27 protein-coding genes are annotated in these 25094 nt (G+C 61.1%); 7 read left to right on the top strand and 20 right to left on the bottom strand.

Translation table 11 applies throughout. The features are described 5' to 3' along the window. Positions 1 to 42: 42 nt before the first annotated feature. On the bottom strand, positions 43 to 1980 hold the full coding sequence (locus TL5118_RS01320; protein WP_058243359.1) for an AsmA family protein: 1938 nt from the start codon (positions 1978 to 1980) through the stop codon (positions 43 to 45). A 134-nt stretch (positions 1981 to 2114) separates the two neighbouring features. Between TL5118_RS01320 and rimO the strand changes: the two genes are divergently transcribed. Then, entirely contained in the window at positions 2115 to 3491 is a 1377-nt protein-coding gene (gene rimO, locus TL5118_RS01315; RefSeq protein ID WP_058243360.1) for a 30S ribosomal protein S12 methylthiotransferase RimO, read from the top strand. Between the two features lie 256 nt (positions 3492 to 3747). Here rimO and TL5118_RS01310 read toward each other — a convergent pair whose 3' ends face one another. The 7 genes from TL5118_RS01310 to TL5118_RS01280 form a co-directional block, all read right to left on the bottom strand. Beyond that, positions 3748 to 4098 (bottom strand): diacylglycerol kinase, encoded by a 351-nt coding sequence (locus TL5118_RS01310; RefSeq protein ID WP_058243361.1) that lies wholly within the window; start codon positions 4096 to 4098, stop codon positions 3748 to 3750. Between the two features lie 288 nt (positions 4099 to 4386). Beyond that, the gene (locus TL5118_RS01305; RefSeq protein WP_058243362.1) at positions 4387 to 4656 is read right to left on the bottom strand and encodes a DUF6455 family protein; all 270 of its coding nucleotides are present in this window, start codon (positions 4654 to 4656) and stop codon (positions 4387 to 4389) included. A gap of 35 nt (positions 4657 to 4691) precedes the next feature. After that, a complete protein-coding gene (locus TL5118_RS01300; protein WP_058243363.1) occupies positions 4692 to 4952 on the bottom strand; it encodes a DUF6455 family protein in 261 nt (86 codons plus the stop codon). A gap of 1 nt (position 4953) precedes the next feature. Beyond that, positions 4954 to 5253, bottom strand: a complete 300-nt coding sequence (locus tag TL5118_RS01295; protein WP_058243364.1) for a DUF6455 family protein — start codon at positions 5251 to 5253, stop codon at positions 4954 to 4956. A gap of 95 nt (positions 5254 to 5348) precedes the next feature. Further along, the gene (locus tag TL5118_RS01290) at positions 5349 to 5630 is read right to left on the bottom strand and encodes a DUF6455 family protein (protein ID WP_058243365.1); all 282 of its coding nucleotides are present in this window, start codon (positions 5628 to 5630) and stop codon (positions 5349 to 5351) included. 89 nt (positions 5631 to 5719) lie between these two features. After that, on the bottom strand, positions 5720 to 6079 hold the full coding sequence (locus TL5118_RS01285; protein WP_058243366.1) for a YigZ family protein: 360 nt from the start codon (positions 6077 to 6079) through the stop codon (positions 5720 to 5722). 20 nt (positions 6080 to 6099) lie between these two features. Continuing rightward, complete coding sequence (locus tag TL5118_RS01280; RefSeq protein WP_058243367.1) at positions 6100 to 6789, bottom strand: M48 family metallopeptidase; 690 nt, start codon at positions 6787 to 6789, stop codon at positions 6100 to 6102. Positions 6790 to 6893: 104 nt separating this feature from the next. Here TL5118_RS01280 and TL5118_RS01275 point away from each other — a divergent pair, with 104 nt between their 5' ends. Next, positions 6894 to 7142 (top strand): DUF8831 family protein, encoded by a 249-nt coding sequence (locus TL5118_RS01275; protein ID WP_058243368.1) that lies wholly within the window; start codon positions 6894 to 6896, stop codon positions 7140 to 7142. 7 nt (positions 7143 to 7149) lie between these two features. On the opposite strand, the gene TL5118_RS01270 is transcribed toward TL5118_RS01275, so the two are convergent. Next, a complete protein-coding gene (locus TL5118_RS01270; RefSeq protein ID WP_058243369.1) occupies positions 7150 to 7404 on the bottom strand; it encodes a DUF167 domain-containing protein in 255 nt (84 codons plus the stop codon). Positions 7405 to 7486: 82 nt separating this feature from the next. Between TL5118_RS01270 and TL5118_RS01265 the strand changes: the two genes are divergently transcribed. From TL5118_RS01265 to TL5118_RS01255, 3 genes are all read left to right on the top strand, one after another. Beyond that, on the top strand, positions 7487 to 8620 hold the full coding sequence (locus tag TL5118_RS01265; RefSeq protein ID WP_058243370.1) for a histone deacetylase-like amidohydrolase: 1134 nt from the start codon (positions 7487 to 7489) through the stop codon (positions 8618 to 8620). Between the two features lie 64 nt (positions 8621 to 8684). Continuing rightward, positions 8685 to 9293, top strand: coding sequence for a nitroreductase family protein (locus TL5118_RS01260; protein ID WP_058243371.1), 609 nt, complete (start codon positions 8685 to 8687; stop codon positions 9291 to 9293). Next, on the top strand, positions 9290 to 9979 hold the full coding sequence (locus TL5118_RS01255) for an EI24 domain-containing protein (RefSeq protein WP_058243372.1): 690 nt from the start codon (positions 9290 to 9292) through the stop codon (positions 9977 to 9979). The genes TL5118_RS01260 and TL5118_RS01255 overlap by 4 nt, the downstream gene beginning before the upstream one ends. A gap of 79 nt (positions 9980 to 10058) precedes the next feature. Here TL5118_RS01255 and TL5118_RS01250 read toward each other — a convergent pair whose 3' ends face one another. Further along, positions 10059 to 10340, bottom strand: a complete 282-nt coding sequence (locus tag TL5118_RS01250) for a DUF1467 family protein (protein ID WP_058243373.1) — start codon at positions 10338 to 10340, stop codon at positions 10059 to 10061. Then, positions 10340 to 10744 carry a methylmalonyl-CoA epimerase gene (gene mce / locus TL5118_RS01245; protein ID WP_058243374.1) on the bottom strand — a complete coding sequence of 135 codons (405 nt, stop codon included), beginning with the start codon at positions 10742 to 10744 and terminating at the stop codon, positions 10340 to 10342. The genes TL5118_RS01250 and mce overlap by 1 nt, the downstream gene beginning before the upstream one ends. 146 nt (positions 10745 to 10890) lie before the next feature. Here mce and TL5118_RS01240 point away from each other — a divergent pair, with 146 nt between their 5' ends. Then, positions 10891 to 11607: a response regulator gene (locus TL5118_RS01240; RefSeq protein WP_058243375.1), complete on the top strand. Its 717-nt coding sequence runs from the start codon at positions 10891 to 10893 to the stop codon at positions 11605 to 11607. Here TL5118_RS01240 and TL5118_RS01235 read toward each other — a convergent pair. From TL5118_RS01235 to TL5118_RS01205, 7 genes are all read right to left on the bottom strand, one after another. After that, a complete protein-coding gene (locus TL5118_RS01235) occupies positions 11604 to 12302 on the bottom strand; it encodes a GNAT family N-acetyltransferase (protein WP_058243376.1) in 699 nt (232 codons plus the stop codon). The two genes, TL5118_RS01240 and TL5118_RS01235, sit on opposite strands and share 4 nt — an antisense overlap. Before the next feature lie 119 nt (positions 12303 to 12421). Continuing rightward, complete coding sequence (locus TL5118_RS01230) at positions 12422 to 13657, bottom strand: DUF1501 domain-containing protein (protein ID WP_058243377.1); 1236 nt, start codon at positions 13655 to 13657, stop codon at positions 12422 to 12424. 10 nt (positions 13658 to 13667) lie between these two features. Then, on the bottom strand, positions 13668 to 15173 hold the full coding sequence (locus TL5118_RS01225) for a DUF1800 domain-containing protein (RefSeq protein ID WP_306345411.1): 1506 nt from the start codon (positions 15171 to 15173) through the stop codon (positions 13668 to 13670). Positions 15174 to 15268: 95 nt separating this feature from the next. Beyond that, on the bottom strand, positions 15269 to 17050 hold the full coding sequence (gene aspS / locus TL5118_RS01220; RefSeq protein ID WP_058243378.1) for an aspartate--tRNA ligase: 1782 nt from the start codon (positions 17048 to 17050) through the stop codon (positions 15269 to 15271). 131 nt (positions 17051 to 17181) lie between these two features. Then, on the bottom strand, positions 17182 to 17847 hold the full coding sequence (locus TL5118_RS01215) for a CPBP family intramembrane glutamic endopeptidase (RefSeq protein ID WP_058243447.1): 666 nt from the start codon (positions 17845 to 17847) through the stop codon (positions 17182 to 17184). Positions 17848 to 17928: 81 nt separating this feature from the next. Further along, positions 17929 to 18591, bottom strand: a complete 663-nt coding sequence (locus tag TL5118_RS01210; protein WP_058243379.1) for an aminotransferase class IV family protein — start codon at positions 18589 to 18591, stop codon at positions 17929 to 17931. Next, a complete protein-coding gene (locus TL5118_RS01205) occupies positions 18528 to 19667 on the bottom strand; it encodes an aminodeoxychorismate synthase component I (RefSeq protein ID WP_058243380.1) in 1140 nt (379 codons plus the stop codon). Before TL5118_RS01205 ends, TL5118_RS01210 begins: the two co-directional genes overlap by 64 nt. 207 nt (positions 19668 to 19874) lie before the next feature. Here TL5118_RS01205 and carB point away from each other — a divergent pair, with 207 nt between their 5' ends. Further along, on the top strand, positions 19875 to 23204 hold the full coding sequence (gene carB, locus TL5118_RS01200; RefSeq protein ID WP_058243381.1) for a carbamoyl-phosphate synthase large subunit: 3330 nt from the start codon (positions 19875 to 19877) through the stop codon (positions 23202 to 23204). 440 nt (positions 23205 to 23644) lie between these two features. On the opposite strand, the gene TL5118_RS01195 is transcribed toward carB, so the two are convergent. Further along, positions 23645 to 24520 (bottom strand): helix-turn-helix transcriptional regulator, encoded by an 876-nt coding sequence (locus TL5118_RS01195; RefSeq protein WP_082626260.1) that lies wholly within the window; start codon positions 24518 to 24520, stop codon positions 23645 to 23647. A 4-nt stretch (positions 24521 to 24524) separates the two neighbouring features. Next, on the bottom strand, positions 24525 to 24983 hold the full coding sequence (locus tag TL5118_RS01190; RefSeq protein ID WP_058243383.1) for a hypothetical protein: 459 nt from the start codon (positions 24981 to 24983) through the stop codon (positions 24525 to 24527). Between the last annotated feature and the right edge of the window lie 111 nt (positions 24984 to 25094).

Genomic DNA, 25094 nt, shown 5'->3' with positions numbered 1-25094 from the left:
AGACTGATTTAACCTGATCGGGCGTGGCGTCTTTAGCCGGCATCAGCGCAATAGCTTGCCAAGCCCTTTCAACAGCTCATCTTCCAGCGTGCGTTTGGCGGCATCTTCCAGGCTTTCACCGTCTTCCTGTTTGATGCCCAGCTCTTTCTTCACCTTGTTTTCCAATTCGGCCTTGGCTTTGGCTTTTTCCTCTTTCAGGTTCAGATCCACAGCCTTTTCCAGATCCGGCCAGACCTTGGGCGCGGCCCAGGGGCCTTTGATCCGCACCGGGATCGCCAGGCCGCCCTGGCTTTCCAGGCTGCCCAGCTGCGGCGTGAAGAGGTAATCGATGTCCTGTTGGCCAAGCCCTACCCGGCCTTTGCCGGTGGCGGTGACCACGGGCAACTGCAGCAGCAGATCGGGGTTTTGCAGATCGCCGTTTTCCATCGTGAAACTGGCCGAGAGCTGATCAAAGACGGTGGTGCCCCCTGTGGCCAGACCCTGCCGCATCAAGCTGTCCAGATCGATGCCCTCAATGGTGCCGCGCCCCATGTGGATACGCCCATCACCCGACAGGGAATTCATGATCTGATGCAGGCTTTCCCCCACCCCCAAATAGGCGATGCGGGCCTCGGCCTGACCGGTAAACCGGGTCACCCCCACCAGATCTCCCAGCAAGGTTTTCATCTCCACACCGCTGGCCTGCACATCGCCGCCAACGCTCAGCCCGTTGCGATTGTTGGCCACCACCTGACCGGCAAAGCCCCCGTCATAGCCCTGCAACTCATTCAGTTTGACCACAAGGCGCGCCCGATCCAGCGTTGCCCGTACGTCCAGCGTTTGCAGGCTCAACCCCGCCACCGACAGGGAAGGCGCCGTGAGTGAGATATCAGCGTTCAGCAGATGCAGGGCAGAGGCATCGATCGGCGCTTTGGACCAGCCCGTCTGAACGGGGGTGTCCGTTGTTGCGGTGCCAGTATCGCCAGAGCTGAGGCCATTCAGATCCAGCGCCGAGGCCGCCAGCCGGGCAGTCAGATAGGGACGCTGCTGGGCCAGATCCAGATCCAGCCCGCCGTTGATCTGATGCTGATCCAACGTCAGCTGCATTTCCCGCAGGCTCAGCTGCAATGCCTCGGTCAGGGTCACCTCTGCCGACAGACCAGCGGCCCGGCCCAAGCCCTGCGGCAGTGTAACCCCCGGCAGCCCAGCAGCCGCCAAAGCGGCGCCGGTGTCGGGGCTGCCCAGGGCAATCCGCCCCTGCACCTGCAGAGGTATCCCAACCTGACCTGTAAACGAGGCCCTGCTGCCGCCCAGCTGGGCCGTGGCCGCAACATCGGTGATCTGCCCCTCAATCAGCGCGGCCAGATCGCTGACGTCACCCGTGAGGCTCACCGCCTCCGCCCCATCCGGGCGCAGGCTCAGCGCGAAATCTGCAGCGCCACGATAGACCGGCCAGCTGAGATCCAGTGAGATATCGCGGAAGGTCATATCGCTGCCCGCCGCATGATCCAGATAGCGCAGCTGGCCGCCTGAGATCAGCGCCCGGTCCAGTGACAGGGCCAGGGCGTTATCCGCCCCCGCAACTGGGGCCGACTGACCCGAGGGGCTGACCCCATCCACGCCAATTTCCCAATTGGCGCGGCCATCAGCGTGGCGCTCCATCAGGATCTGCGGAGACAACAGCTCCAATCCGGTGATCTTGATATCGCCCTGCAGCAGCGCCGCCAGATCCACGCCGATCTTCAACGCCTCAGCCCGCAACAACGGCCCGGCTTGCGACCAGTCTGCATTGGCAATCTCAACCGCGCCGGTGCGGGCGCCAAGGATCGGGTAATAGCTGAGCTTCACCTCACCGTTCAGACGCACCTGCCGACCTGTCTGCGCCTCAATCTGATCCAGCGCCACCCGGGCAATCCGTTCCCCCGGCAACAGCAACAGCCCAGCCACCGCCAGCACAGCCAACAGCCCCAGCATCACAACAACACGCAACAACCACCGCATTCCCGGTCCCCCTACCGTCTTTGTGCCAAGGTTAGGCGAGCCGTCGCCGCAGAACAACAAAGCAAGGGGCGCCACGGCGCTTTTTGGCGCAAAAGCCTTTGCCACAGTCGCATCGCTCTACTATATGCCGCCCCATGACCAGCAATCCGCCAGATCTACGCCCCGACCTCGCCCCCCGTGCCCAGTTCAGCGACACACCCCGTGACGGCCAGCCGACCATCGGCATGGTCTCGCTCGGCTGTCCAAAGGCGCTGGTCGACAGTGAGCGGATCCTGACCCGGCTGCGGGCCGAGGGCTATGGTATCTCACCGGATTACACCGGTGCCGATGCGGTGATCGTGAACACCTGTGGTTTTCTGGACAGCGCCAAGGCCGAAAGCCTGGAAGCCATTGGTGAAGCACTGAATGAAAACGGCAAGGTCATCGTCACCGGCTGTCTGGGGGCGGAACCTGAATATATCACCGGTGTGCATCCCAAGGTGCTGGCCGTCACCGGCCCTCATCAATACGAACAGGTGCTGGATGCGGTGCATGGCGCGGTGCCACCCAGCCCCGATCCCTTTGTGGATCTGCTGCCGGCCTCCGGCGTCAGCCTGACGCCCCGCCACTACAGCTACCTGAAGATTTCCGAGGGCTGTAACCACAAGTGCAAATTCTGCATCATCCCCGATATGCGCGGCAAGCTGGCGTCGCGCCCGGCCTTTGCGGTGATGCGTGAGGCTGAGAAGCTGGTAGAAAACGGCGTCAAGGAACTGCTGGTCATCTCACAGGACACCTCGGCCTATGGGCTGGACCGCAAACACGAGACGGAGCGTGGCTATCGCAGCCACATCACCGATCTGGCGCGCGATCTCGGCTCACTCGGGGCGTGGGTGCGTCTGCATTACATCTACCCCTACCCCCATGTGCGTGAGTTGATCCCGCTGATGGCCGAGGGGCTGGTGCTGCCCTATCTGGACATCCCGTTCCAACACGCCCATCCCGACACGCTGAAACGCATGGCCCGTCCCGCAGCCGCAGAACGCACGCTGGACCGGATCGCCGAATGGCGCAGCATCTGCCCGGATATCACCCTGCGTTCGACCTTCATCGTCGGCTACCCTGGGGAGACCGAGGCGGAGTTCCAAACCCTGCTGGACTGGATGGATGAGGCGCAGTTGGATCGCGTTGGCTGCTTCCAGTACGAAAACGTCGAAGGCGCCCGCTCCGCCGCGCTGCCCGACCATGTGCCAGATGAGGTCAAGCAGGAGCGTTGGGAACGTTTCATGGAAAAGGCACAAGCCATTTCCGAGGCCAAACTGGCCGCCAAAGTAGGTCAGGTGATGGATGTGATCGTCGATGATATCGACGAAGACGGCATCGCCACCTGCCGCACCAAAGCCGACGCCCCCGAAATTGACGGCAACCTGTTCATCGACGAAGACACCGAAGGCCTGTCCGTCGGGGACATCGTCAGCGTCGAGGTGGATGAAGCTGGTGAGTATGATTTGTGGGGTCAGCTGAAACGCTAAAGCCAATTCCCCCGGGGCACACGCCCCGGTCGCGCCCGACCCCGCCCCCAAGGGCGGGCGCGAATTGCAACGTTTCTGATCGGATAGACGTTGTTGGGGCCGAAGGGGTAGCGCACCACGGCACCCCGCCCTCGGGCTCGGGCGCGACCTCTCTACCGGAATCGGATGCGGCTGACTTGCTTCAGGCCGAGGCCCACCAACATCCTCCCGTGGGGAGGGTCGGGCGCTGCCAAATCTTTGATTTGGATTTAGAGGCTCAGCCCCAGAGCACCACCACCCAGGCGACACCGGCGGCGATGGCGGTGACAGCCACCGCGGCGGAGCCTGCGTCTTTGGCTTGTTTGGCCAGCTCATGCTGATCCAGCGAGATGTAATCGACCACCCGTTCAATCGCTGAATTCATCAGCTCCATCGCCAGCACCAGAATGCCCAGCGACAGGATCAGCGCGCGTTCCCCCGGGCTCAGCGGCAGGGTGAAGGCCAGCGCGGCCGAGGCCAGATTGGCCCAGACCCAGCTGCGGAAACTGTGTTCGGTGCGCCAGCTGTCGAGCCATCCGGCCCAGCTCCAGATGCAGCGCAGTTTCAGGCGGTGTAGAAAGTCAGTCATTGGTCCTCCGGTCCGTTTTCTTGAACCGAAGGCTCCGTTGCGTCAAGGGTGAAGGCCTACGGGTTTTGGGCGGATTTTCAGGACACCGCGCGACGGAACCTGTGATCGGCCCCGTATAAGCCCCTGTTCCGGATGCGGATGGGCCCTTGGGCCAGCCGCAGCTGGGGCGCAGGGCGGGGCACATTCACATCCCCTACTGCACCTCCCCGCCCTGCTCTCTTCTCTGAGGGGATGAAAACCCAACGCCGCCTTGCCTCACCAAAGCGGCGTCTTGGGTCAGCCCTGTGGTCAGCCCTGTTTTTCGGTGTCTTTTGCCAGCCGCTGCAACATCTCCTTGTTGCGGCAATAGTCTGGCGCGGCGTCGGCCTGATGCACCCGTTCGATCCAGGCGCGGCAAGCGCCATCTTTGGAACACTGGGCGCAGCGCATCAGCGCGTCACGGTATTCTGCTGCGGCATAGGGGCTGTGGTCCATCCGATCCGCCCAATCTATCCCTAATCGCTGCGCAAGGCGCGGCATCAGGTCCACATTGCGGACCAGTCGGTCGAAGAAGCTCATATTGGGGTCCTTATCTGAGTTTCTTATGGTGAAAACTAGTGCCGTAATCGGTTGAAGATTGCGGCGTTGAGACAGTGATCCGGCGCCTCAGGGGCGCAGGTGCTTTGGGCCAGCCAAGCCTGACAGGCACTGACATGCGGGCATTGGCGGCACCGGGTCACCATATCGGCATAGGACTGCGGCGAGAGCAGGTCATCGGCCATCGCGTCACTCAGGTTCACGCCAAGCCTGCGTGCCATGGAACGGGTCAGCCAGAAATGCGTCTCAGGCGAGCCAAGGGGAAAGATCTTGCCCATGTCACTGCCCCCGATCGGAGGCAGCATCCTCCGGGCTCAGCGCCCGGCGCACCTCAGAAAACCGGTCCCCGTTGAGGCAAAAAGACGGTGCCTCGGCCCGTCCCCCCGACTGCTCGGCCGTCGCCAGCCAGCGGGTACAGCGCTCAGGTTCGCTGCAACTGCGGCAGCGTGTGACCATCGCGGCCCATTCGGGTTGACGCAGCTGGCCCGCCTCACGCGCGTTTGCCAGATCCGTCCCGGTTGCCTTGGCCATGCGTTTGGCCAGCCAGAAATGTCGTTTAAACCGTCCTAGGGGTTTCATTGCCTTGCCCTCCTGTGATCAGCCGGAGCTTATACAGTCAGGGCGGGGTGTTCTTTGACCCGCATCAACCAAGACGCACGTTGCGCTGGCCTGCATCAGTCCTGCGGCAGCTTACCCAGCACCCGCTGGATCCGCAGGAAGGTGGCATTGCGGCAATAGCCCGGCGGCAAATCTTCCTCACCGGGGGCGGCGTGTTCCAGCCAGACCTTGCAGGCACCGGGACCGGCGCAGCCTTTGCAACGTTCAATAGACTGGCTCAGATCTTCGAGCTTCAACCGTCCGGACAGGAGTTCTTTTTCAAGGTTAACGCCCATGGCATCCGCCATGTGATGGAAAAGAGCCATATGGTTCTTTTCAGGGGTGCGATCGCTCTGCATCGGGGGCCTCTCTGCAGCTATAGTGAGAGGTCGTTAACTAATTATCGAGTCGGAAAGAGGCTTTGATCCAGATCAACTAATGCAGGCATTCAGCTTTTTAAAAGCTCTTCCAGATAGGTATTTACACAGGTCTGCACATGGCGAAACCGGTCCCCACCCAGATGTTTACCGCCATACCAGCGTGTCACCACCACGATATGATCGCGCAGGTCTTCGCGTTCCAGCATACGTAGAATCACATTGCCCGCGCCGCTCTCGCCATCATCGCCTTTGCGCTGGGTGCCATCCCCCTGCAACATCGCCCAGGTGTTATGGGTTGCCTTGGCGTATTTCTTGGCGCGTTTCAGCTGTTTGAGGAAGGCAGCCACCTCCGCCTCATCGCGCACCACCCCGCCCGAAACCGCATAGCGTGAGCCGCGGTCGCTGACGACATTTTCAATTTGCAGCATCGTCTTGTTGGCCCGTCTCGTTACATCGCAGCCGCGGCTTTGCGCACGGTGGCCAAGCGGTCTGCGTTCGGCGGGTGGGTGCCAAGGAACTGGTTGCCGGGATCAGGAAGGCGACTAAAGAACTCGGCCCCGCGCACCGCGTCATAGCCCGCTTTCAGCGTGATGATCGTGCCCAAAGCATCCGCTTCCAGCTCAAAATCCTTGGAGTAGCGTCGCGCGCCCAGGATTGCGCCAAGCTCTTGTGCTTCTTCAACTTCTTTGGCGTTGCCCCCCTGCATGGAGACCAATCCCCCCATGATCGCAGCGCCCTGCAGCGCGCTTTGGGTCTGCTTTTCCAGATGGCCCGCAATATGATGCGCCGCCTCATGGCCCATCACAAAAGCCAGCTCATCGGCGTTGCGCACGGACCGGATCAGCGCAAGGTTGAAGGCGATGACCGGCTGGCCGCTGTCACTCAGAAATTGGTGGGCGTTGGGCGGCTGGTTGGGGCGATCATCAACAACAATCAGGAAGTCACAGTTGGACCCGAACGCACGGCGGCGGCATTCCCGCTCGGCCACAGGTTCCACCGTCTCCACCACGGCAACAAACTGCTGTGCTGCTGCGCGCGAGGGCACATTTTCCAGCGACCCGTTCACGCCAGACACCGGCGCCACGGTACAGCCCGCCAACGCAAGACCTGCCACCATTATCATTGCCCAAATACGCATAAACACCTCTCCTTCCCCACATATGTATCACTGTTTGGCCGCCTTACCAGTCTGAAGCCACAGCAAAACCTTGCGGAATGGGTTTAATCGCCTATCGTTGAGATATGTTTACGATCGAACACGATTTCGACGCCACCGTGGTGACCCTGATTGATGAGGGCGACAGCCCCCTCCAAGAAGACATCACCATTCACGCTTTTCAGGAATGCGTCACGCTGGAACAGTATGATCCCCGCGATGATGAGGTGAAAAAGATCACCCTCTCGCTGCATCAACTGCAGGAACTGGCCGCCGCGCTTGATCTGCCTGAAGGGGTCTACAAACTGCAGGGCAAAGGTGCCAACGCAGGCTGAGCCACGGCTAGCTGTCGATCTGAAAGACCTTATCGCGGCTGGTCTGGCCGCGGATCAAACGCAGCTTGCTTTTGGCCAGCCCCAGTTCCTTGGCCAAAAGCTTCTGCACGGCGGCATTGGCTTTGCCAGCGTCGGGCACGGTGGTCACATAGACACGCAGCTGCCCGCCATCGATCACGATCCGGTTGCGCGCCGCTTTTGGGGTGACTTTCACGCTCAGCTGGCCATCGCGCAGACACTGCCACAGATCGCTCTGGTCCATACACCTTCCCCTTGCAGCCATTGATGATGGACAACCCAATCCTCGCGCCAGATAGTGGCCCCCAAGTCAGGGAGAAGACAAGATGAGCACGGGATTTTTCTGGGATGAGCGGTGTTTCTGGCATGGCGGTGGCGACTATGCGCTGACCCTGCCCTTGGGTGGGGCAATGGGCGGCCATGTGCAGCCCCTTGCAGCAGGCGGCCTGCCCGAGAACCCTGAAACGAAACGGCGCCTGAAAAACCTGATGGAGGTCACAGGGTTGATTGGGGATCTGAGTGTCCGCACTGCGCCGGCCGCCACCGCACAGGATCTAGCGCGGGTGCATCCGGAAACCTATCTGCAAAACTTCAAGGCGATGTCGGATCAGGGTGGCGGCGAATTAGGCCTGCGCACCCCATTTCTGAAAGGTGGCTATGACATCGCCAGCCTGTCTGCCGGTCTGGCGACATCCGCCCTTGATGCGGTTTTGAAAGGCGAGCTGCGCAATGCCTACGCTCTGTCGCGCCCACCCGGCCACCATTGCATGCCCGATTGGCCTAATGGGTTCTGCCTGCTCAACAATATTGGCATCGCGATTGAGGCCGCCCGCGCCGCAGGGCTGGCCAAGCGGTTCGCCGTCGTCGATTGGGACGTGCATCACGGCAATGGCACCGAGGCGGTGTTTTATGACCGCGAGGATGTGCTGACGATCTCGCTCCATCAGGAATGGAACTACCCGCTGGACACTGGTGCGGTGACCGATCGCGGCACTGGTGCGGGCCTTGGCTATAACCTCAATGTGCCGCTGCCGCCCGGCGCGGGGCATACCGCCTATCTGGAGGCGATGGAGCAGATCACCCTGCCCGCGCTGGCCCAGTTTCAGCCTGACGTGATCATCGTCGCCTGCGGGTTTGACGCCTGCATCTTTGATCCGCTGGCCCGCATGATGGCGACACCCGAAACCTTCCGCCTGATGACCCGTCAGGTGATGCAGGCCGCCGATCACTTATGTGACGGGCGCCTCGTCTTGGTGCATGAAGGCGGCTATAGTGAGGCCTATGTGCCTTTCTGTGGACACGCCGTGATGGAGGAGCTGTCAGGCTCCGACAAAACCGCCGTTGATCCCATGGCCGAGGCCGTGAAAATCCGCCAGCCATCAGACCGCATGAATGCGGTCTACAGCACGCTGATCCGTGAAATCGCTGCTGAACTGCTGCCCCTTGGCGCGCCAGCCTGATCCAAACCTTGACCCTTGCGCCCCGAGGCCCGACATAGGGGCAACGCCAGAACAGAGAGGCCCCATGCCTGACACCACCACACCTGTAATCAAACCGCTGGAAAAGGATGAGGCCGCGCTGGCCTTCCTGCTGAGCCGCCGCTCTCGCCCGGCAAAGACGCTTGTCACCCCGGTGCCCAGCCGTGATGAGCTGCTGCCGATGCTGACCGCCGCCGCCCGCACCCCCGACCATGGCAAACTGGAACCCTGGCGTTTCATCGTGCTGGAAAAACCGGCGCTGGACCGTCTGGCCGGTGTTGCCCGCACCCGGGGCGAGGCGCTGGGTCTAGACCCGGCGCAGGTGCAAAAAGGCGTCGATCAATTTGCCAATGGCAACCTGGCCGTTGCGGTGATTGAGATCATCAAACCCAATGAAAAAGTGCCCGCCGTAGAAATCACCTATTCCGCCGGCGCCGCCTGCCTGCAGCTGTTGAATGCGGCGCTGGCCTCAGGCTGGGGCGCAAACTGGCTGTCAGGCTGGGCCAGCCATGACCGCGGCTTTTGCACCGAAGCATTGGGTCTGGCGGAAAATGAACGTATCGCCGGGCTGATCCATATCGGCACCGAAAAAGCCACCCCGCCGGAGCGCCCGCGCCCAGATCTAGAGGCGATTACGACATGGCTTTCGGAATGATCTTTTCGTCTTTTTTCAGCACATTAGGCCAGCTGGACGATCCGCGCTTCCGGCGTGTTCTGGGCCTTGGCATTGTGCTGAGCATCCTCTTGCTGATCCTGGCCTATGTGGGGTTCCTGTGGTTCCTGCAGGCCATCCTGGGCGAAAGCAGCACCCTGCCCTTGGTGGGTGAGGTCACATGGATCAACGATCTGGCCACCTGGACCAGCCTGCTGTTGATGATCGTGCTGTCGGTGTTTCTGATGATCCCGGTGGCTTCTGCCATCACTTCGCTGTTTCTCGATGATGTGGCCCAGGCGGTGGAGGATAAGCACTACCGCCATCTGCCACCTGCCATGAAGGTCCCCTTCGCCGAAGCGTTCAAAGATACCGTGAACTTCCTCGGCGTGCTGATCGCCGCCAACATCCTGGCCTTCATCCTTTATGCGATGTTTGCGCCGGCGGCGCTGTTCATCTTCTGGGGGTTGAACGGCTTCCTGTTGGGAAGGGAATATTTCACCCTGGCGGCCATTCGCCGGGTCGGACGCGTGCGCGCCAAAGAGCTGCGGCGCAAACATCTGGGCACAATCTGGCTGGCCGGGACGCTGATGGCGGTGCCGTTGTCGATCCCGCTGATGAACCTGGCCATTCCAATCCTGGGGGCAGCGACCTTCACCCATATCTACCACAAGCTGACGCAGGCCTGATCGGCCGCGGACCTCAGTCCAGACACAAAAAAACGGCGCCTCAACCGGGCGCCGTTTTCGTATCTTCCCTTTGGGTGGATCAGCTCAGATCCGGCTGGCTCATCTTGTTGAACCAATCCAGATCGCGCACGGTAATCGTCTCGGTCAGGATGATCCCGGCGATGATCCCCCACAGAACGGCCGCAATCACGGTGGTGATCAGGGCCTTTTTCTTGAGGTTTGTCTCATAAGGTGCACCGGCATGAGTGCCGGGCACGATCTCCCCGACATCGCCTTGGGTTTTCAAACGGATCGGCAGGACGATGAAAAGCGTCATAAACCAGATCACTGCATAAAGGACGATTGCCGAGGTGGGGCCCATCAGACTTGCTCCAATTCTACGAGGCAGCCGTTGAAGTCCTTGGGATGCAGGAACAACACGGGCTTGCCATGGGCGCCGATCTTGGGCTCACCAGAGCCCAGCACACGTGCGCCGGTTTCTTTCAGATGATCGCGGGCGGCGATGATATCATCCACTTCATAACACACATGGTGGATGCCGCCTGCGGGGTTTTTCTCCAGGAAGCCGTTGATCGGGCTGTCCTCGCCAAGCGGGTAGAGAAGTTCGATCTTGGTGTTTGGCAGTTCGATAAAGACAACGGTCACCCCGTGATCCGGTTCATCCTGCGGCGCGCCAACAGTGGCCCCCAAAGCATCACGATACTGCGCCGAGGCAGCTTCGAGGTCAGGCACGGCGATGGCGACATGGTTCAAACGCCCAATCATGGGGATCTCCTTTGGCTTGGCTTTTAAGTGGGGCTCTTATGCGCGGCGTCGAGGGGTCACGCAAGCGGCTAAGGGACGCAGCCGCGACGTTAACCTGCTCTTAGCCTGTTTGTTGTCATTGTAGACGGATCAGGAGGACAAGCGTCATGGACGACACTGAGCTTTTCAATACCGCCCGTTACCCGACCCCCGCCCGCCCGCTGCTGGGCATGACCCTACTGGTGGTCGAAGACAGCCGTTTCACCAGCGAAGCGCTGCGGCTGATGTGCCTGCACAGTGGCGCCCGCATCCGCCGCGCCGATACGCTGATCGCGGCAGAACGGCACCTGAAGGTCTATTGCCCCACCGTGATCCTGATCGATCTGGGCCTGCCGGATGGCAGCGGTCTGGATCTGATCCACCGCCTGTCCCGTCACAGCCCAAGGATTGAGGTTATTCTGGCGATCAGCGGCGATGACGGCATGGAAAAGCGCAGTCTGGAACAGGGGGCCGACGGGTTTCTGGCCAAACCGATCCTGTCACTGGCCAGTTTTCAGGAAACCATCCTGCACCACCTGCCCGCAGCACAGCGCCCGATGGATCCGCGTCTGGTCAATGAGGCTGAGATCACCCCTGACCCGATCAGCTACCATGAGGATCTGCAACACGCCGCCAGCCTGCTGGACGGGCGGCCGGATGAACGCACGCTGGACTATGTGGCGCAGTTTCTCACCGGTCTTGGCCGCAGCGCCAATGACGGTGCGGTGCGTGATGCCGGCCAAACGCTGGGCATCACTCGGATGCGCCGGGCCTCACCGGATAAGGCATTGCTGGCCCTGCGCGGATTGCTGCAGAAACGGCTGGCTGCGGCACCCATGTTTTAGGGCAAAAGCGCCGGATCCCCGGTCACCCGCACCAGACGGGTCAGATCGGCCAGGCTCTCCTTCTGCTGACCGGCGGCATCGAAATTGCCGGGATCCAGCCAAACCTCAAAGGCCTGCTGCAGCGCCGGCCATTCCTGATCGATGGCGGCAAACCAGGCGGTGTCGCGGTTTTTGCCCTTCACGATCATATGCTGGCGGAACACGCCCTCATAACTCAGCCCCAACCGCTGCGCCGCCCGGCGTGAACCGATGTTGCCTGCATCACATTTCCATTCGAAACGACGATAGCCATGCTCAAACGCCCACTTCAGGATGAGGTAGAAGGCTTCGGTCGCAGCGCGGGTTTTCTGCAGCTGCGGCGACAGGTTGATATGCCCCAATTCGATCGAGCCCAGCGCCGGGAAAATCCTGAGGTAGGAGGCGACACCGCCGTATTGCCCGGTTTCCAGATCCTTGATCGCATAGAAATGGGGATCGTCCTGCCTCGCCATTTCCTTGGCCCAACGATGATAGGCGGCGGCCGAATGAAACGGGCCATAAGGCAGGTAATCCCAGACCGCATCATGCCCCTCAAAGGCGCGGAACAACAGCGCCGCATGCGCCTCAGCCGAGAGCGGTTCCAACCGGGCGTAGCGGCCTTGCAAGGGCATGTCACCGGGCGCAGGCGGGGCCTGCCATGTGCTAAGGTCTGTCATGTGCTGAGGCCTGTCATCGGGCTGTCCTTTGTCTGACGCCACGCTAACGGGCCACCGCTACAAAGGAAACCGCCAAACCCGCGCCAACACGCGCTGGCGTGACCAGCAGCGCAAACTGGCTACAGCAGCAGATCCGGCGTGTCAGACATATCCAGACCGGGGAAAATGCTGCCCTCGATCACCGCCCGGTTCAGACCAAAAAGGTCCCGCATGATCCGCCCGGCATAGGCGCGCACATCCCCCGTCGGCATCAGGTCGCGCCGGTCAAACAGATCCGCCTCAGACAGGCCGGGCCATTGACCGTAGACCTTGCCGCCCCGCAGGGCGCCCCCCGCCAACAGCATCGCCCCGCCAGTGCCGTGATCGGTGCCTTTGGTGCCATTGATCCGCGCGGTGCGGCCAAATTCGGTGACGGCCAGCACGGCGGTCTTCTGCCAGGTTGCGCCCAGACCGGTATACAGCGACAGGATGGCCTGCGCCAGCTGATCCAGCGCCGAGTTTAGGCCGCGGGCCTGATTGCGATGGGTGTCCCAGCCACCAATGGAAAAGGCGGCGATCCGGGTGTCTTGCAACAGCCGTTCAGCCGCGAAACCGGCGATCGCTTTGATCCCGGCGGGCCGGCCATTGGTCTGGCTGTCCATCACCATCCCCATATCCGGCGCCATTTCGGGCAGATCATGCGCCATGCCCTGCTCCATGCCCCCGCCAGTGATCAGCGCCTGCGCCTCCATAAAGGCATCGTGAAAGGCCGGATCATCATGCATCACCAACTCTGCCAGACGGGTGCCCTGTGGGCTGAGGGCCAGCGCGGTATCAGGTGACCAGTTCGCCACCTCCGCCGCGCCGCGCAGCAGCAGCATGTTTTCATGCCCCACCGCAAAGGCCGTCTGCCCGCTAAGCCCCTGTTCTGCCTGCAACATCCGGTTCAGCCAGCCATCCCGCCCCCCCCGGGCCAGATCCGCAGTGCCAGCTTCCAACAGGTCCTGGCCATCAAAATGGCTGCGTTTGTTGCGATAGGGGGTCGACACCGCATGCACAAATCCCAGCTGCTGGCGCCGCCACAGCGGCATCAACGGCGCCAAGGCAGGGTGCATGTGATAAAACCCATCCAGATCCAAACCCGGCTGCGCCCCTTGCAGCATGCCAGCGCGCAACCCGGCATAGTGCGGATCCCCCACCGGGCGCAGCACGTCCAGCCCATCCATGCCCCCGCGCAGGATAATGACCACCAGCCGGTGATCCCAGGGCGCGCTGGCCAGGGTGATCGGCGTGATCAGCGGGCTGGCGGCGGCGGAACATCCCAGCAGGGTGGCTGCGCTTAAAACGCTGCGACGGCTCCAGTTTTTCTGGCTCATCCCTTCCCCCTCACTTCCGCTGAAACGCTGGTGAGGCCAGCACAAGGGCCACCCCTTCGCGCCGGTCCTCAGCGGCACTGGCGGCAAAACGCACCGCAGGCGGCGCCTCTGCCCCAAGGGCTTCCGTGACCAGAATCCGAGGGTCCGGCAATGCATCGGTCAAACGCTCCGGCGCTTTCAGCGCCCAGTGCAACCGGCTGGTGAGGCCCTGCGGCGTTAACCAATTGGCATCACCCTCCTCCCAGCCGTCCGGCCCAAGCGGCGACAGCCAAGGCTGCCCCATGATCTCCATCGGACGCTGAAACAGCTGCACGATGAACTGTTCCCGCGGCCGGCCCCGTTTCAGCTGGTAATAGCGATCCGGTGACACCGCCAAAGCCCGCATCGCCGCCGCCACAAACTCATCCGGCAGCCGGATGTTATGCAGCACCGGATCCATTGCGGCGGGATGGTTCAGCAAAACCTCATAGAGGGTGGGCAGATTGCCTTTGCTGTCCAGATAGGCGCGTTCCAGCGCGGTAATCAGATCTGCCGGGGGCGTATCCGAAATGAAATGCACCGCAAGTTTTTGGGCGATGTGACGGGCGGTGGCGGGATGGCGGGCCAGATCCTTTAGCACGGCATGGATGTCGCGCAGCCGCGCCCGTCCGCCGCCATAAAGCTGGCCCAGCACCTCCTCCGCGCCGGGTTCTGCCAATTCGGCACGAAACACCCGGCCCTTTTGCGGCGTGGCGGTCAGACCGGTCAGCAGCTCCGCCAGTTGGCGCACATCGCGCTGGCTGTAGGTGCCCTCCACGCCCAATGTGTGCAATTCCAGCACCTCACGGGCCAGGTTTTCGTTCAGGCCCAGCTGGCCGTTTTTGCGCCGTGCTTTCAGGCTGTTGGGGCCGGTGGATTGGATCTGATCCAGATAGTGCAGCATCAGGGGATGGGTGACCGCAGCGATCAGCAGATCCTCAAACCGGCCCAGCAGATAGGGCCGGATCGCAGTGTCGACATAGGCCGCAGCTGCGCGTTTGACGGCACCGTTTTTGCCACGCGCGGTGAAATGATCCCCCCAGAAGGCCACCAGCCGTTCGCGAAACGCATCACGCGTCCAGACCCGCCGCATCATCACTGACCAGAGCCAAGCGCGTTCCGCCTGACGGCCAGCCTTGAACAGGGTTTTCAGCCGCTTGTCCGCCGCTGCCTTCTGCGCCGCGCTGCGGGCTTGCCGGATTTGGCGCTGGATCTTCTGGGCCGTGGCGGCGCGTTTCTGCACCCGATCAAAGCCATCCACCGGGAAGGTCACCAGCATACGGTCGGCAGATCGCAACCGCGCCAGCATCTCGGCAACCGAGTGGGGCGGCGCCAATTCGGGCCGCGGCGACAGGCCATAGCCAAATCGTTTCTCCGCCAAGATGGGGTCAAATGTCATCCCAAGGGTCCTCAGTGCTGCCAGCCCGGTCCGGTCCTGCTCCAGCCCCAACTGCAAATGCCGCGCCGTTTGCCCGTCCACCGGGCCAGATACCGCCATTTCCTTACGGAATCCTGAGCAACACCCTGCCCGCGCACAAGAAAAAACCCGGCTGTCTAGGCAACCGGGTTTTCATAGTGTCAATTTGGTCAGGATCAGTCCTGTGGGATCACCCGCAGGCCCAGCTCCATCAGCTGATCGCTGGTCGGATCAGAGGGCGCGTTCATCATCAGATCTTCGGCCCGCTGGTTCATCGGGAACATCACAACTTCGCGGATGTTCTGCTGATCAGCCAGCAGCATGACGATGCGGTCCACACCGGCGGCACAGCCACCGTGCGGCGGGGCACCGTATTGGAAGGCCTTGTAAAGGGCGCCAAAACGCTCTTTCACTTCGTCTTCACCGTAGCCGGCCAGTTCAAAGGCTTTCAGCATCACCTCAGGCTTATGGTTCCGGATCGCACCCGAAACCAGCTCATAGCCGTTACAGGCCAGATCGTACTGGTAGCCCAGAACCTGCAGCGGATCGCCGTTCAGCGCCTCAAGGCCACCCTGCGGCATCGAGAAGGGGTTGTGTTCAAAGTCGATCTTGCCCGACTCTTCGTCCTGCTCATAGATCGGGAAGTCCACGATCCAGGCAAAGGCAAAGCGGTCCTTGTCGATCAGGCCCAGCTCTTCGCCGATGACATTGCGGGCGCGGCCGGCAACTGCCTCAAACGCTTTCGGCTTGCCGCCCAGGAAGAAGGCCGCGTCGCCCACACCCAGACCCAGCTGCTGGCGGATCGCCTCGGTGCGCTCCGGGCCGATGTTCTTGGCCAGCGGACCGGCGGCTTCCATGCCGTCAGCGCCTTCACGCCAGAAGATGTAGCCCATGCCCGGCAGGCCTTCGCCCTGGGCAAATTTGTTCATGCGGTCACAGAACTTGCGGCTGCCACCGGTCGGGGCCGGGATCGCACGGATCTCAGTGCCTTCGTTTTCCAACAGGTTGGCAAAGATCGCAAAACCCGAACCACGGAAGTGCTCAGACACGACCTGCATCTTGATCGGGTTGCGCAGGTCCGGTTTGTCGCTGCCATACCACAGCGCCGCATCACGGTAGCTGATCTGTGGCCATTCAGCGGGGTTGTCGACCTTGCGTCCGCCGCCGAACTCTTCAAACACACCCGCCAGAACCGGCGCAATGGTGTCAAAGACGTCCTGCTGCTCGACAAAGGACATCTCCATGTCCAGCTGGTAGAAATCGGTCGGCGAACGGTCGGCACGCGGGTCTTCGTCACGGAAGCACGGTGCGATCTGGAAGTATTTGTCGTAACCCGCCACCATCATCAGCTGTTTGAACTGCTGCGGCGCCTGCGGCAGGGCGTAGAACTTGCCCGGATGCAGACGCGAAGGCACCAGGAAGTCACGTGCCCCTTCAGGGCTGGAGGCAGTGATGATCGGGGTCTGGTATTCGCGGAAATCATTGTCCCACATGCGCTGCCGCATGGAGCGCACAACGTCCGAGCGCAGCTTCATGTTTTCCTGCATCACGTCGCGGCGCAGGTCCAGGAAGCGGTACTTCAGGCGGGTTTCTTCCGGGTATTCCTGATCGCCAAAGACCATCAGCGGCAGCTCATCAGCCTTGCCCAGCACCTCAAGGTCACGGATGAAGACTTCGATCTCACCAGTGGGGATCGCCGGGTTCACCAGGCTTTCGTCACGTGCCATGACGTTGCCTTCGATCTTGATGCACCATTCGGAACGCACCTTCTCCAGCTCGGCAAACACCGGGCTGTCGGGGTCAGCCATCACCTGGGTGATGCCATAATGGTCGCGCAGGTCGATAAACAGCAGACCGCCGTGGTCACGGACCCGGTGGACCCAGCCCGACAGGCGGACGGTTTCGTCCACGTTGGATTTGTTCAGCTCAGCGCAGGTATGGCTGCGATATGCGTGCATGGTGTGACCTTTCGTGATCGGGTCGTCTCTTCGGACATTCGGATAAGGTGCGCCCACAGGCACACGGAATTCATCAAGGCCGATACACTAGGTTGCGACCGTGTTGTCAAGCAATGTGGGGGCAAAGCCGCTCAAAACGGGCGCTGAACGTTGCCGGAGTAGAAATAGATCCCCAAACCCACTGCAAAAATGACGATCCCCGCCAGCGAATGCAGAACCACCGCCAAGGCAAAGGACCGCCGCGCTTCATAGGCCCAGGCGAAAATCACCCCACCGGCAAAGGTCATCAGCGCCACGACCCAGCTCCAATACATCAGGTGTGCCAGTGAAAACAGCGCCGCATTCAGCAGCAGCCCGACCCGGCCACCGGGCAGGAAGGCGCCGTAGCGGCGGAAATAGAGCGGGCGAAACACCACCTCCTGCGGCAGGGCGGAGGCGATCGGATAAAAGATCGCGATGGCCAGCATCAGACCGGGTTCCGTTCTCAGCAGCAGAAAAGCAGCGTCGGGCGCGGCGGTGTAGACCACGGCCAGACACAGGATCAGCATGCCCCCGGCAAAGGCCAGCAACTCCACAAAGTAAAGCTGATCAAACCCGCCGAGCAATTCACGCCATTCAACCCCTTCGGTGCCATTGAGCAAAGCCAAGCCCACAGCATTCAGCGTGAACAACGCCACAAACATCATTGTCGGCGGCAACACCAAGGCGATCAGCAGCGGCGCGATCAGATAGAACAACACAAATTCCGCCTTAAGCCGGGGCAAGGTGGCAGGGCGGGACGCGGTCAACAGGTTCATCAGGGCCTCAGGCGAAAAAGGACGATAACAGGTCGTCACATTTCCTTTAACATTGCCTGCTGAGAAAGAATTTCAAGCGCATCAGCGCTGCCAGACCGCTTGGGTGGAGCCACGCAGCGAATTGATCAGGTTGATCGAACGGGCTGCTTCCAGATCCGACAAGGTCAGCACGGCCTCCCGCAACAACCCTTTGTTCAGGCGGCTTTGACGATAAACCCCCGCCAGCAACCCTGAGGACAGCGGCGGCGTCAGGCGGTCACCGTCGGGCGTGGTGATCGAAATATTGGTGATCGTGCCCTCACACACCTCACCCCGTTCGTTCAGCATCACCGCCTCATGGATACCGTCTGGCAGTGCGGCGCGGGCCTGATCGTAAAGATCCCGGCGGGTGGTTTTGTAACGCAGCAGCGGATCGTGCGAGGGCAGGCGTATGTCAGAGATGACAAAACGCGCAATGCGCCAGGGGTCCGGCATCGGGGCGGTTGTCACCTCAACCGTGCCATCCTGCGCCAGGGTCAGACGGCAGCGCAAAGGCGCGTCACCAGTAATGGCATCTAGTTCCGCAATCAGCGCCGCCTTATCAAACGCAAACCCCAGCACCTCAGCCGATGTGGCAAGCCGAGCGATGTGCAATCCACGCCGCGCAATCCCCTGCCCCGGCACATAGCGGAAGGTTTCAATCAGGCGACATGTGGGATCGAGGGCGGAATGACCTGTCGCGTCCGGGCAAAACGGCTTTTCCATAGGGCTTCCTCATATTCTGATGTGGCGGTGCTGTCCCAGACGACGCCGCCCCCCACGTTCAGCCGCGCCGCGTCACCCTCCAACATCACGGTGCGAATGGCCACGTTAAATTCGGACCGCCCGTCTGGCGCGGCCCAGCCGATGGCGCCGCAGTAGATGTCACGCGGCCAGGGTTCCAGATCACGCAGGATCTGCATTGACCGCAGCTTCGGCGCGCCCGTGATGGATCCACAGGGAAAAAGCGCGGTGAAAATCTCACTCAGGGTCACGCCGGGGCGCAGTTCTGCCACCACCTTTGAAACCATCTGATGCACGGTGGCATAGCTTTCGACCTTAAACAGTTCCGGCACCTTGACGCTGCCCGCCTCAGCCACCCGCGAGATGTCATTGCGCAAAAGGTCCACGATCATCAGATTTTCCGCCCGATTCTTCTCATCCGTGGCCAGAAAATCGCGATTGCGCTGATCCTCAACCGGATCCGCGCTGCGGGGCTGGGTGCCTTTCATCGGGCGGGTCTCAATCGCGCCCTCCACCGAGGTGCGGAAAAACAACTCGGGCGAACGTGATAGAATCGCCGGTCCCCGGTCGGGCAGCACCAAGGCGCCGTAGCCCACCGGCTGTTGCGCCATCAGGCTGCCATAGATCGCCTCCGCCCCACCTTCAGCGCGCGCATCGATCGGAAAGGTCAGGTTGGCCTGATAGATATCTCCGGCGCCAATAAAGCCATGAACAGCATCAAAGGCGCGGCGATATCGGGCGGCATCCCAACGCGGACGCAGATTCTGCAAGCCACCGCCAACGGGCAAAGGTCCAGCGGCAACCGGGGTATCGTAGATGCCAAAACTCAGCAGGGGCAGGTGCCGGCCTTCGGGCATCAGGGGGGCAAGACGCGGCTCAAGCGCATAGCCCAGCTCATAAGAGGCGTAGCCCGCAACCCATTTGCCCGCCGCCAAAGCAGCGTCCACAGCGGCCAGGGCCGTGGGCACATCCCCGGCCTCCTGTGCGGTGATCACAGCGCTGGCGTTTCGGAACCAAACCGGCGTTTCTTCCGGTCCTCGATCCATTCTGATCTGCATGTCGCGTCCCCGCGTTGCCCCTCAAGGCCTCCCCGCCCTGTGTATAGGGTGAAACGCAGGATTTGACAGGTCCCGGATGCGGCACATTACACTAGTTTTCCGAACCCTCTTGCGCCTTGCCCCGCGATGTCTATAACCCACGACAATTTGCGCGGAGCCGAGTCACCTGCCCCGCGTCCAGCTGCCCGCGAAACTATGAGGTCCGTCATGCCCAAAAGAACCGACATCTCCTCGATCATGATCATCGGCGCAGGGCCGATCGTCATCGGTCAGGCGTGTGAATTCGACTACTCCGGTGCCCAAGCCTGTAAAGCACTGCGAGAAGAGGGCTACCGCGTAATCCTCGTGAACTCGAACCCGGCCACCATCATGACCGACCCGGGTCTGGCCGACGCCACTTATATCGAGCCGATCACCCCCGAGGTTGTTGCCAAGATCATCGAGAAAGAGCGCCCCGATGCGCTGCTGCCGACCATGGGTGGCCAGACCGGTCTGAACACCTCACTTGCGCTGGAAGAGATGGGCGTGCTGGAGAAGTTCAACGTCGAAATGATCGGCGCCAAGCGCGATGCCATTGAAATGGCTGAAGATCGTAAGCTGTTCCGCGAAGCGATGGACCGTCTGGGCATCGAAAATCCGAAAGCCACCATCGTCACCGCACCAAAGAAAGAAGACGGTTCTGCCGATCTGGACGCCGGTGTGGCACAGGCGTTGGAAGAGCTGGATGAAATCGGCCTGCCCGCCATCATCCGCCCCGCCTTCACCCTCGGCGGCACCGGCGGTGGCGTGGCCTATAACCGCGAAGACTACATCCACTTCTGCCGCTCGGGTATGGACGCCAGCCCGGTGAACCAGATCCTGGTGGATGAGAGCCTGCTGGGCTGGAAAGAATATGAGATGGAGGTTGTGCGCGACAAAGCCGACAACGCCATCATTGTCTGTGCGATCGAAAACGTCGACCCGATGGGCGTGCACACAGGTGATTCGATCACCGTGGCCCCGGCGCTGACGCTGACTGACAAAGAATACCAGATCATGCGGACCCACTCGATCAACGTGCTGCGTGAGATTGGCGTGGAAACCGGTGGCTCCAACGTGCAGTGGGCGGTGAACCCCGCCGATGGCCGGATGGTTGTGATCGAAATGAACCCGCGGGTGTCGCGCTCCTCGGCGCTGGCTTCCAAGGCGACCGGTTTCCCGATTGCCAAGATTGCGGCCAAGCTGGCCGTTGGCTACACGCTGGATGAGCTGGACAATGACATCACCAAGGTGACCCCGGCCTCGTTTGAGCCGACCATCGACTATGTTGTCACCAAGATCCCGAAATTCGCCTTTGAGAAATTCCCCGGCTCCGAGCCCTACCTGACCACCGCGATGAAATCCGTGGGCGAAGCAATGGCGATCGGCCGCACCATCCACGAAAGCCTGCAGAAAGCGCTGGCCTCGATGGAATCGGGTCTGACCGGCTTTGATGAGGTCGAGATTCCCGGTGCGCCGGAAAAGGTTGCCGTGATCAAGGCGCTTGGCAAACAGACCCCGGATCGTCTGCGCACCATCGCTCAGGCGATGCGCCACGGTCTGACCAATGCTGAAATCCAGAACGTCACCTCGTTTGATCCCTGGTTCCTGGACCGCATCCGCGAAATCGTTGAGGCCGAAGAGGTCGTGCGCGCCGATGGCCTGCCTGTGACCGAAGAGGGCCTGCGCAAGCTGAAGATGCTGGGCTTCACCGATGCCCGTCTGGCACTCCTGACCGGCCGCACCGAAGCCAACGTGCGCCGCGCCCGCCAGAACCTGGGCGTCAAGGCCGTGTTCAAACGCATCGACACCTGCGCCGCCGAGTTTGAGGCGCAGACCCCCTATATGTATTCGACCTACGAAGCCCCGGCGATGGGTGACGTGGAATGCGAAGCCCGCCCCAGCGACCGCAAGAAAGTGGTCATTCTGGGGGGCGGTCCAAACCGGATCGGTCAGGGGATCGAGTTTGACTACTGCTGCTGCCACGCCTGCTACGCGCTGACGGATGCCGGTTATGAAACCATCATGATCAACTGCAACCCCGAGACCGTGTCGACCGACTATGACACCTCGGACCGTCTGTATTTTGAACCGCTGACCTTTGAGCACGTGATGGAAATCCTGCGGGTTGAGCAGGAAAACGGCACGCTGCACGGTGTGATCGTTCAGTTCGGCGGCCAGACCCCGCTGAAACTGGCCAACGCGCTGTTCGAAGAGGGCATTCCGATCCTCGGCACCAGCCCCGACGCGATTGACCTTGCCGAAGACCGCGAACGCTTCCAAGCGCTGGTCAACAAGCTGGAGCTGAAGCAGCCGAAAAACGGCATCGCGTCGACCGACGCTGAAGCGCTGAAAATCGCCGAAGAGATCGGCTTCCCTCTGGTGATCCGCCCCTCCTACGTGTTGGGTGGCCGTGCGATGGAAATCGTGCGCGACATGGCGCAGCTGGAACGCTACATCGCCGAGGCGGTAGTGGTCTCCGGCGACAGCCCGGTTCTGCTGGACAGCTACCTGTCCGGTGCCATCGAATGTGATGTTGACGCCCTGTCGGACGGCAAAACCGTTCATGTGACCGGCATCATGCAGCACATCGAAGAGGCCGGCGTCCACTCGGGCGATAGCGCCTGTTCGCTGCCGCCCTACTCGCTGCCGGAAGACATCATCGTCGAAATCAAACGTCAAACCGAAGCGCTGGCTCTGTCGCTTGGTGTTGTTGGCCTGATGAACGTGCAGTTCGCGGTCAAAGACGGTGAGATCTACCTGATTGAGGTCAACCCGCGCGCCAGCCGGACCGTGCCGTTTGTGGCCAAAGCCACCGACAGCGCCATCGCCTCGATCGCTGCGCGCCTGATGGCCGGTGAGCCGATGGAAAACTTCCCGTTCCGTGGCGCCTACCCGTCGGATGCCAAACCCGGCACCCTGCCGATGGCCGACCCGATGACGCTGGCCGATCCCAACATGCCGTGGTTCTCGGTCAAAGAGGCGGTTCTGCCCTTCGCCCGTTTCCCCGGCGTGGACACCATTCTGGGCCCGGAAATGCGCTCCACCGGTGAGGTCATGGGTTGGGACACCTCCTTCCCGCTGGCCTTCCTCAAGGCGCAGCTGGGCGCGGGTACCGATCTGCCGCGTGATGGCCGTGTGTTCTTCTCGATCAAGGATGACGACAAAACCGCAGCCAGCGCCGAAGCCGCCCGCACCCTGCTGGATCAAGGTTTCACCATCGTGGCCACTATCGGCACCAAGACCTGGCTGACCGAACAGGGCATCGACTGTGAGCAGGTGAACAAAGTCTACGAAGGCCGCCCCAACATTGTGGACGTGCTGAAAGACGGTGGCATCTCGCTGGTGATCAACACCACCGAAGGGGCGCAGGCTGTGAAAGACAGCTCCGCCATCCGTTCGGTCGCGCTCTATGACAAGATCCCCTATTTCACCACCGCCGCTGGTGCTCAGGCGGCCGCTGAAGCGATCAAAGCCCGCTCGGAAGGTGACTTTGGGGTGATGCCGCTGCAGGGCTAAACCCACTTCAGACACAAAACAAAGCCCCTGCCATCTGGCGGGGGCTTTTGCGTTTCACAGAATCGTTAACAGATAAATCACTCTCTGCACACGCACTCACCTGCTGTTTCATGCAGGTTTCAAGTATTCACCTGCAACTAATAGCAGTCTAATTTGTGAAAAATTCGCAGATTCAGTCACGACAACGTCACGCGCCCCCCACTATACTTATGGGTAGGGCAACACGGTAGCGGTATCCCCAACGCCCGCCCCAAGGCCCAAACCAAGAAGTACCTATAGGTGTCGGCCCGTCCCGATACGGCTTTTCATAAGTCATTTTAGACTGCTTCAGGGGCTCCCTTCACGGGGAGCCTCTTATTCATTGTGCGGCAATGATGGGTCTTTGGATTGCCTCGAACGGCGCTGCAAAACACCGGTTCCAATGGCCCGATGCACCACCCTCAGGACAGGCTATCGTCCCCCAGATCCGTACGATCCATTTGGAACAAAGTATTCTCTGATTCCGGGTCAAGCGCCCGCTGCGGATCCGGCAACAGCCCAGCGCTCATCGCCAGCGCCGCGATTTCGGCTCGGTTATGTGCCCCCGCCTTGGCCATCAGATTGTGCATCCGCTGGCGCAATGCGGAAACCGAGATGCCCAGCTTCTCGGCAATCACCTTGTCCTGATATCCCAAGCCTACCAATACCAACATCTCACGCTGCTTTTCACTGATGTCGTTGCGGACAAAAAACTCACGGGCAAAGTGCGTCATGTAGCGCTGATGCGCAGACAGGGCAGCTACATGCAGAACCCAGCCATGTGCTTTCACGATGGCCAGCATATCCCGCCTGGAATGATCCCCTAGAAACGCAATCAATCCCACCTGTGGTGGCGCATGCACCCGCAGAGGCACCGCAAAACCTGACCGCAGACCACGGCGCGCTGCTTCGCGCAGGACACTGACCCGCACCTCCGGCAGGTGGAAGTTTTCCTCCACAAACTCCAACCCCAGCAGAATTGGGGTCAGATGATGTCTGGCGTGCCCCTGAAAATAGGACCACCGCATCACCTCGGGATCTTGGTTTGCCTCATGCAGCCAGCGCGAATCGTAGGACGTGCGTGAAAACAGCATATGGTCCCAGGTCGGCGCAGCACTGGCGACGTTGTAATCCACAAACGGCAGTTCAAGTGACCGGGCCAGTTGAACCAGCCGCAGCCAGACCGCTTCGGTCGTGTCGCAGTCTTCCAGATCACGCAGAAACCGGTGCAGCAGCTCAGGCGTATGCTGTTCGGCAGCGAACAACGCCCGAGGTGTATGCGATACGGTTCCTGTCATATGGCTATACGCTCTCTTCTTCCAAGTGCAGTTTCATTTCAATCAACACCCGCTGCAGCGCCAGAGTTTCGCGCAGCATGCGTTTGGCTTCATTGATACTGATCACTCCGTCTTCGATGGATTGGTTATATTCAGCCATCAGCATGGCGAAGCGCTGGCTGAGGGTAATCACATCCGCATTTATACCCCCTGAACCTTCTGAATTGCGCCGTTCTTCGTTCAGCGACAGTGTGATGCCTTTCAGGTCCGCCAAGGCCGAGGTCACATGCGGAAACGACGCCGCTTCTTCCAACGCAGCCACAGCATCCACAGGCATGAACCGGTCGGCGTGTTCCGCATGATCCGAGTAATAGCGGCCCAGCGTTGCCTTGGATTTGCCGGTTAACTGGCAAGCGGCTTCGATGCCTACGTCTTTCACCAGCGCCTCAGTGTGTTTCTTCAAATAGCCGGAAACCACAGTCATACTTCACCCTTATCTGTCCCCAATGGGGAAATCGCCCCTGCCTTTCCCATTAGCGCGATGTCGTGTTTTTGTCATTTATAAAACCACGCGGCACCCCTTGTGGCCGCGCGG

The organism is Thalassovita autumnalis, assembly GCF_001458255.1.
In the GTDB taxonomy this organism is placed as follows: domain Bacteria; phylum Pseudomonadota; class Alphaproteobacteria; order Rhodobacterales; family Rhodobacteraceae; genus Thalassobius; species Thalassobius autumnalis.
The sequence above is the reverse complement of the archived record's forward strand: the minus strand, read 5'-3'. Positions and strand labels throughout refer to the sequence as shown.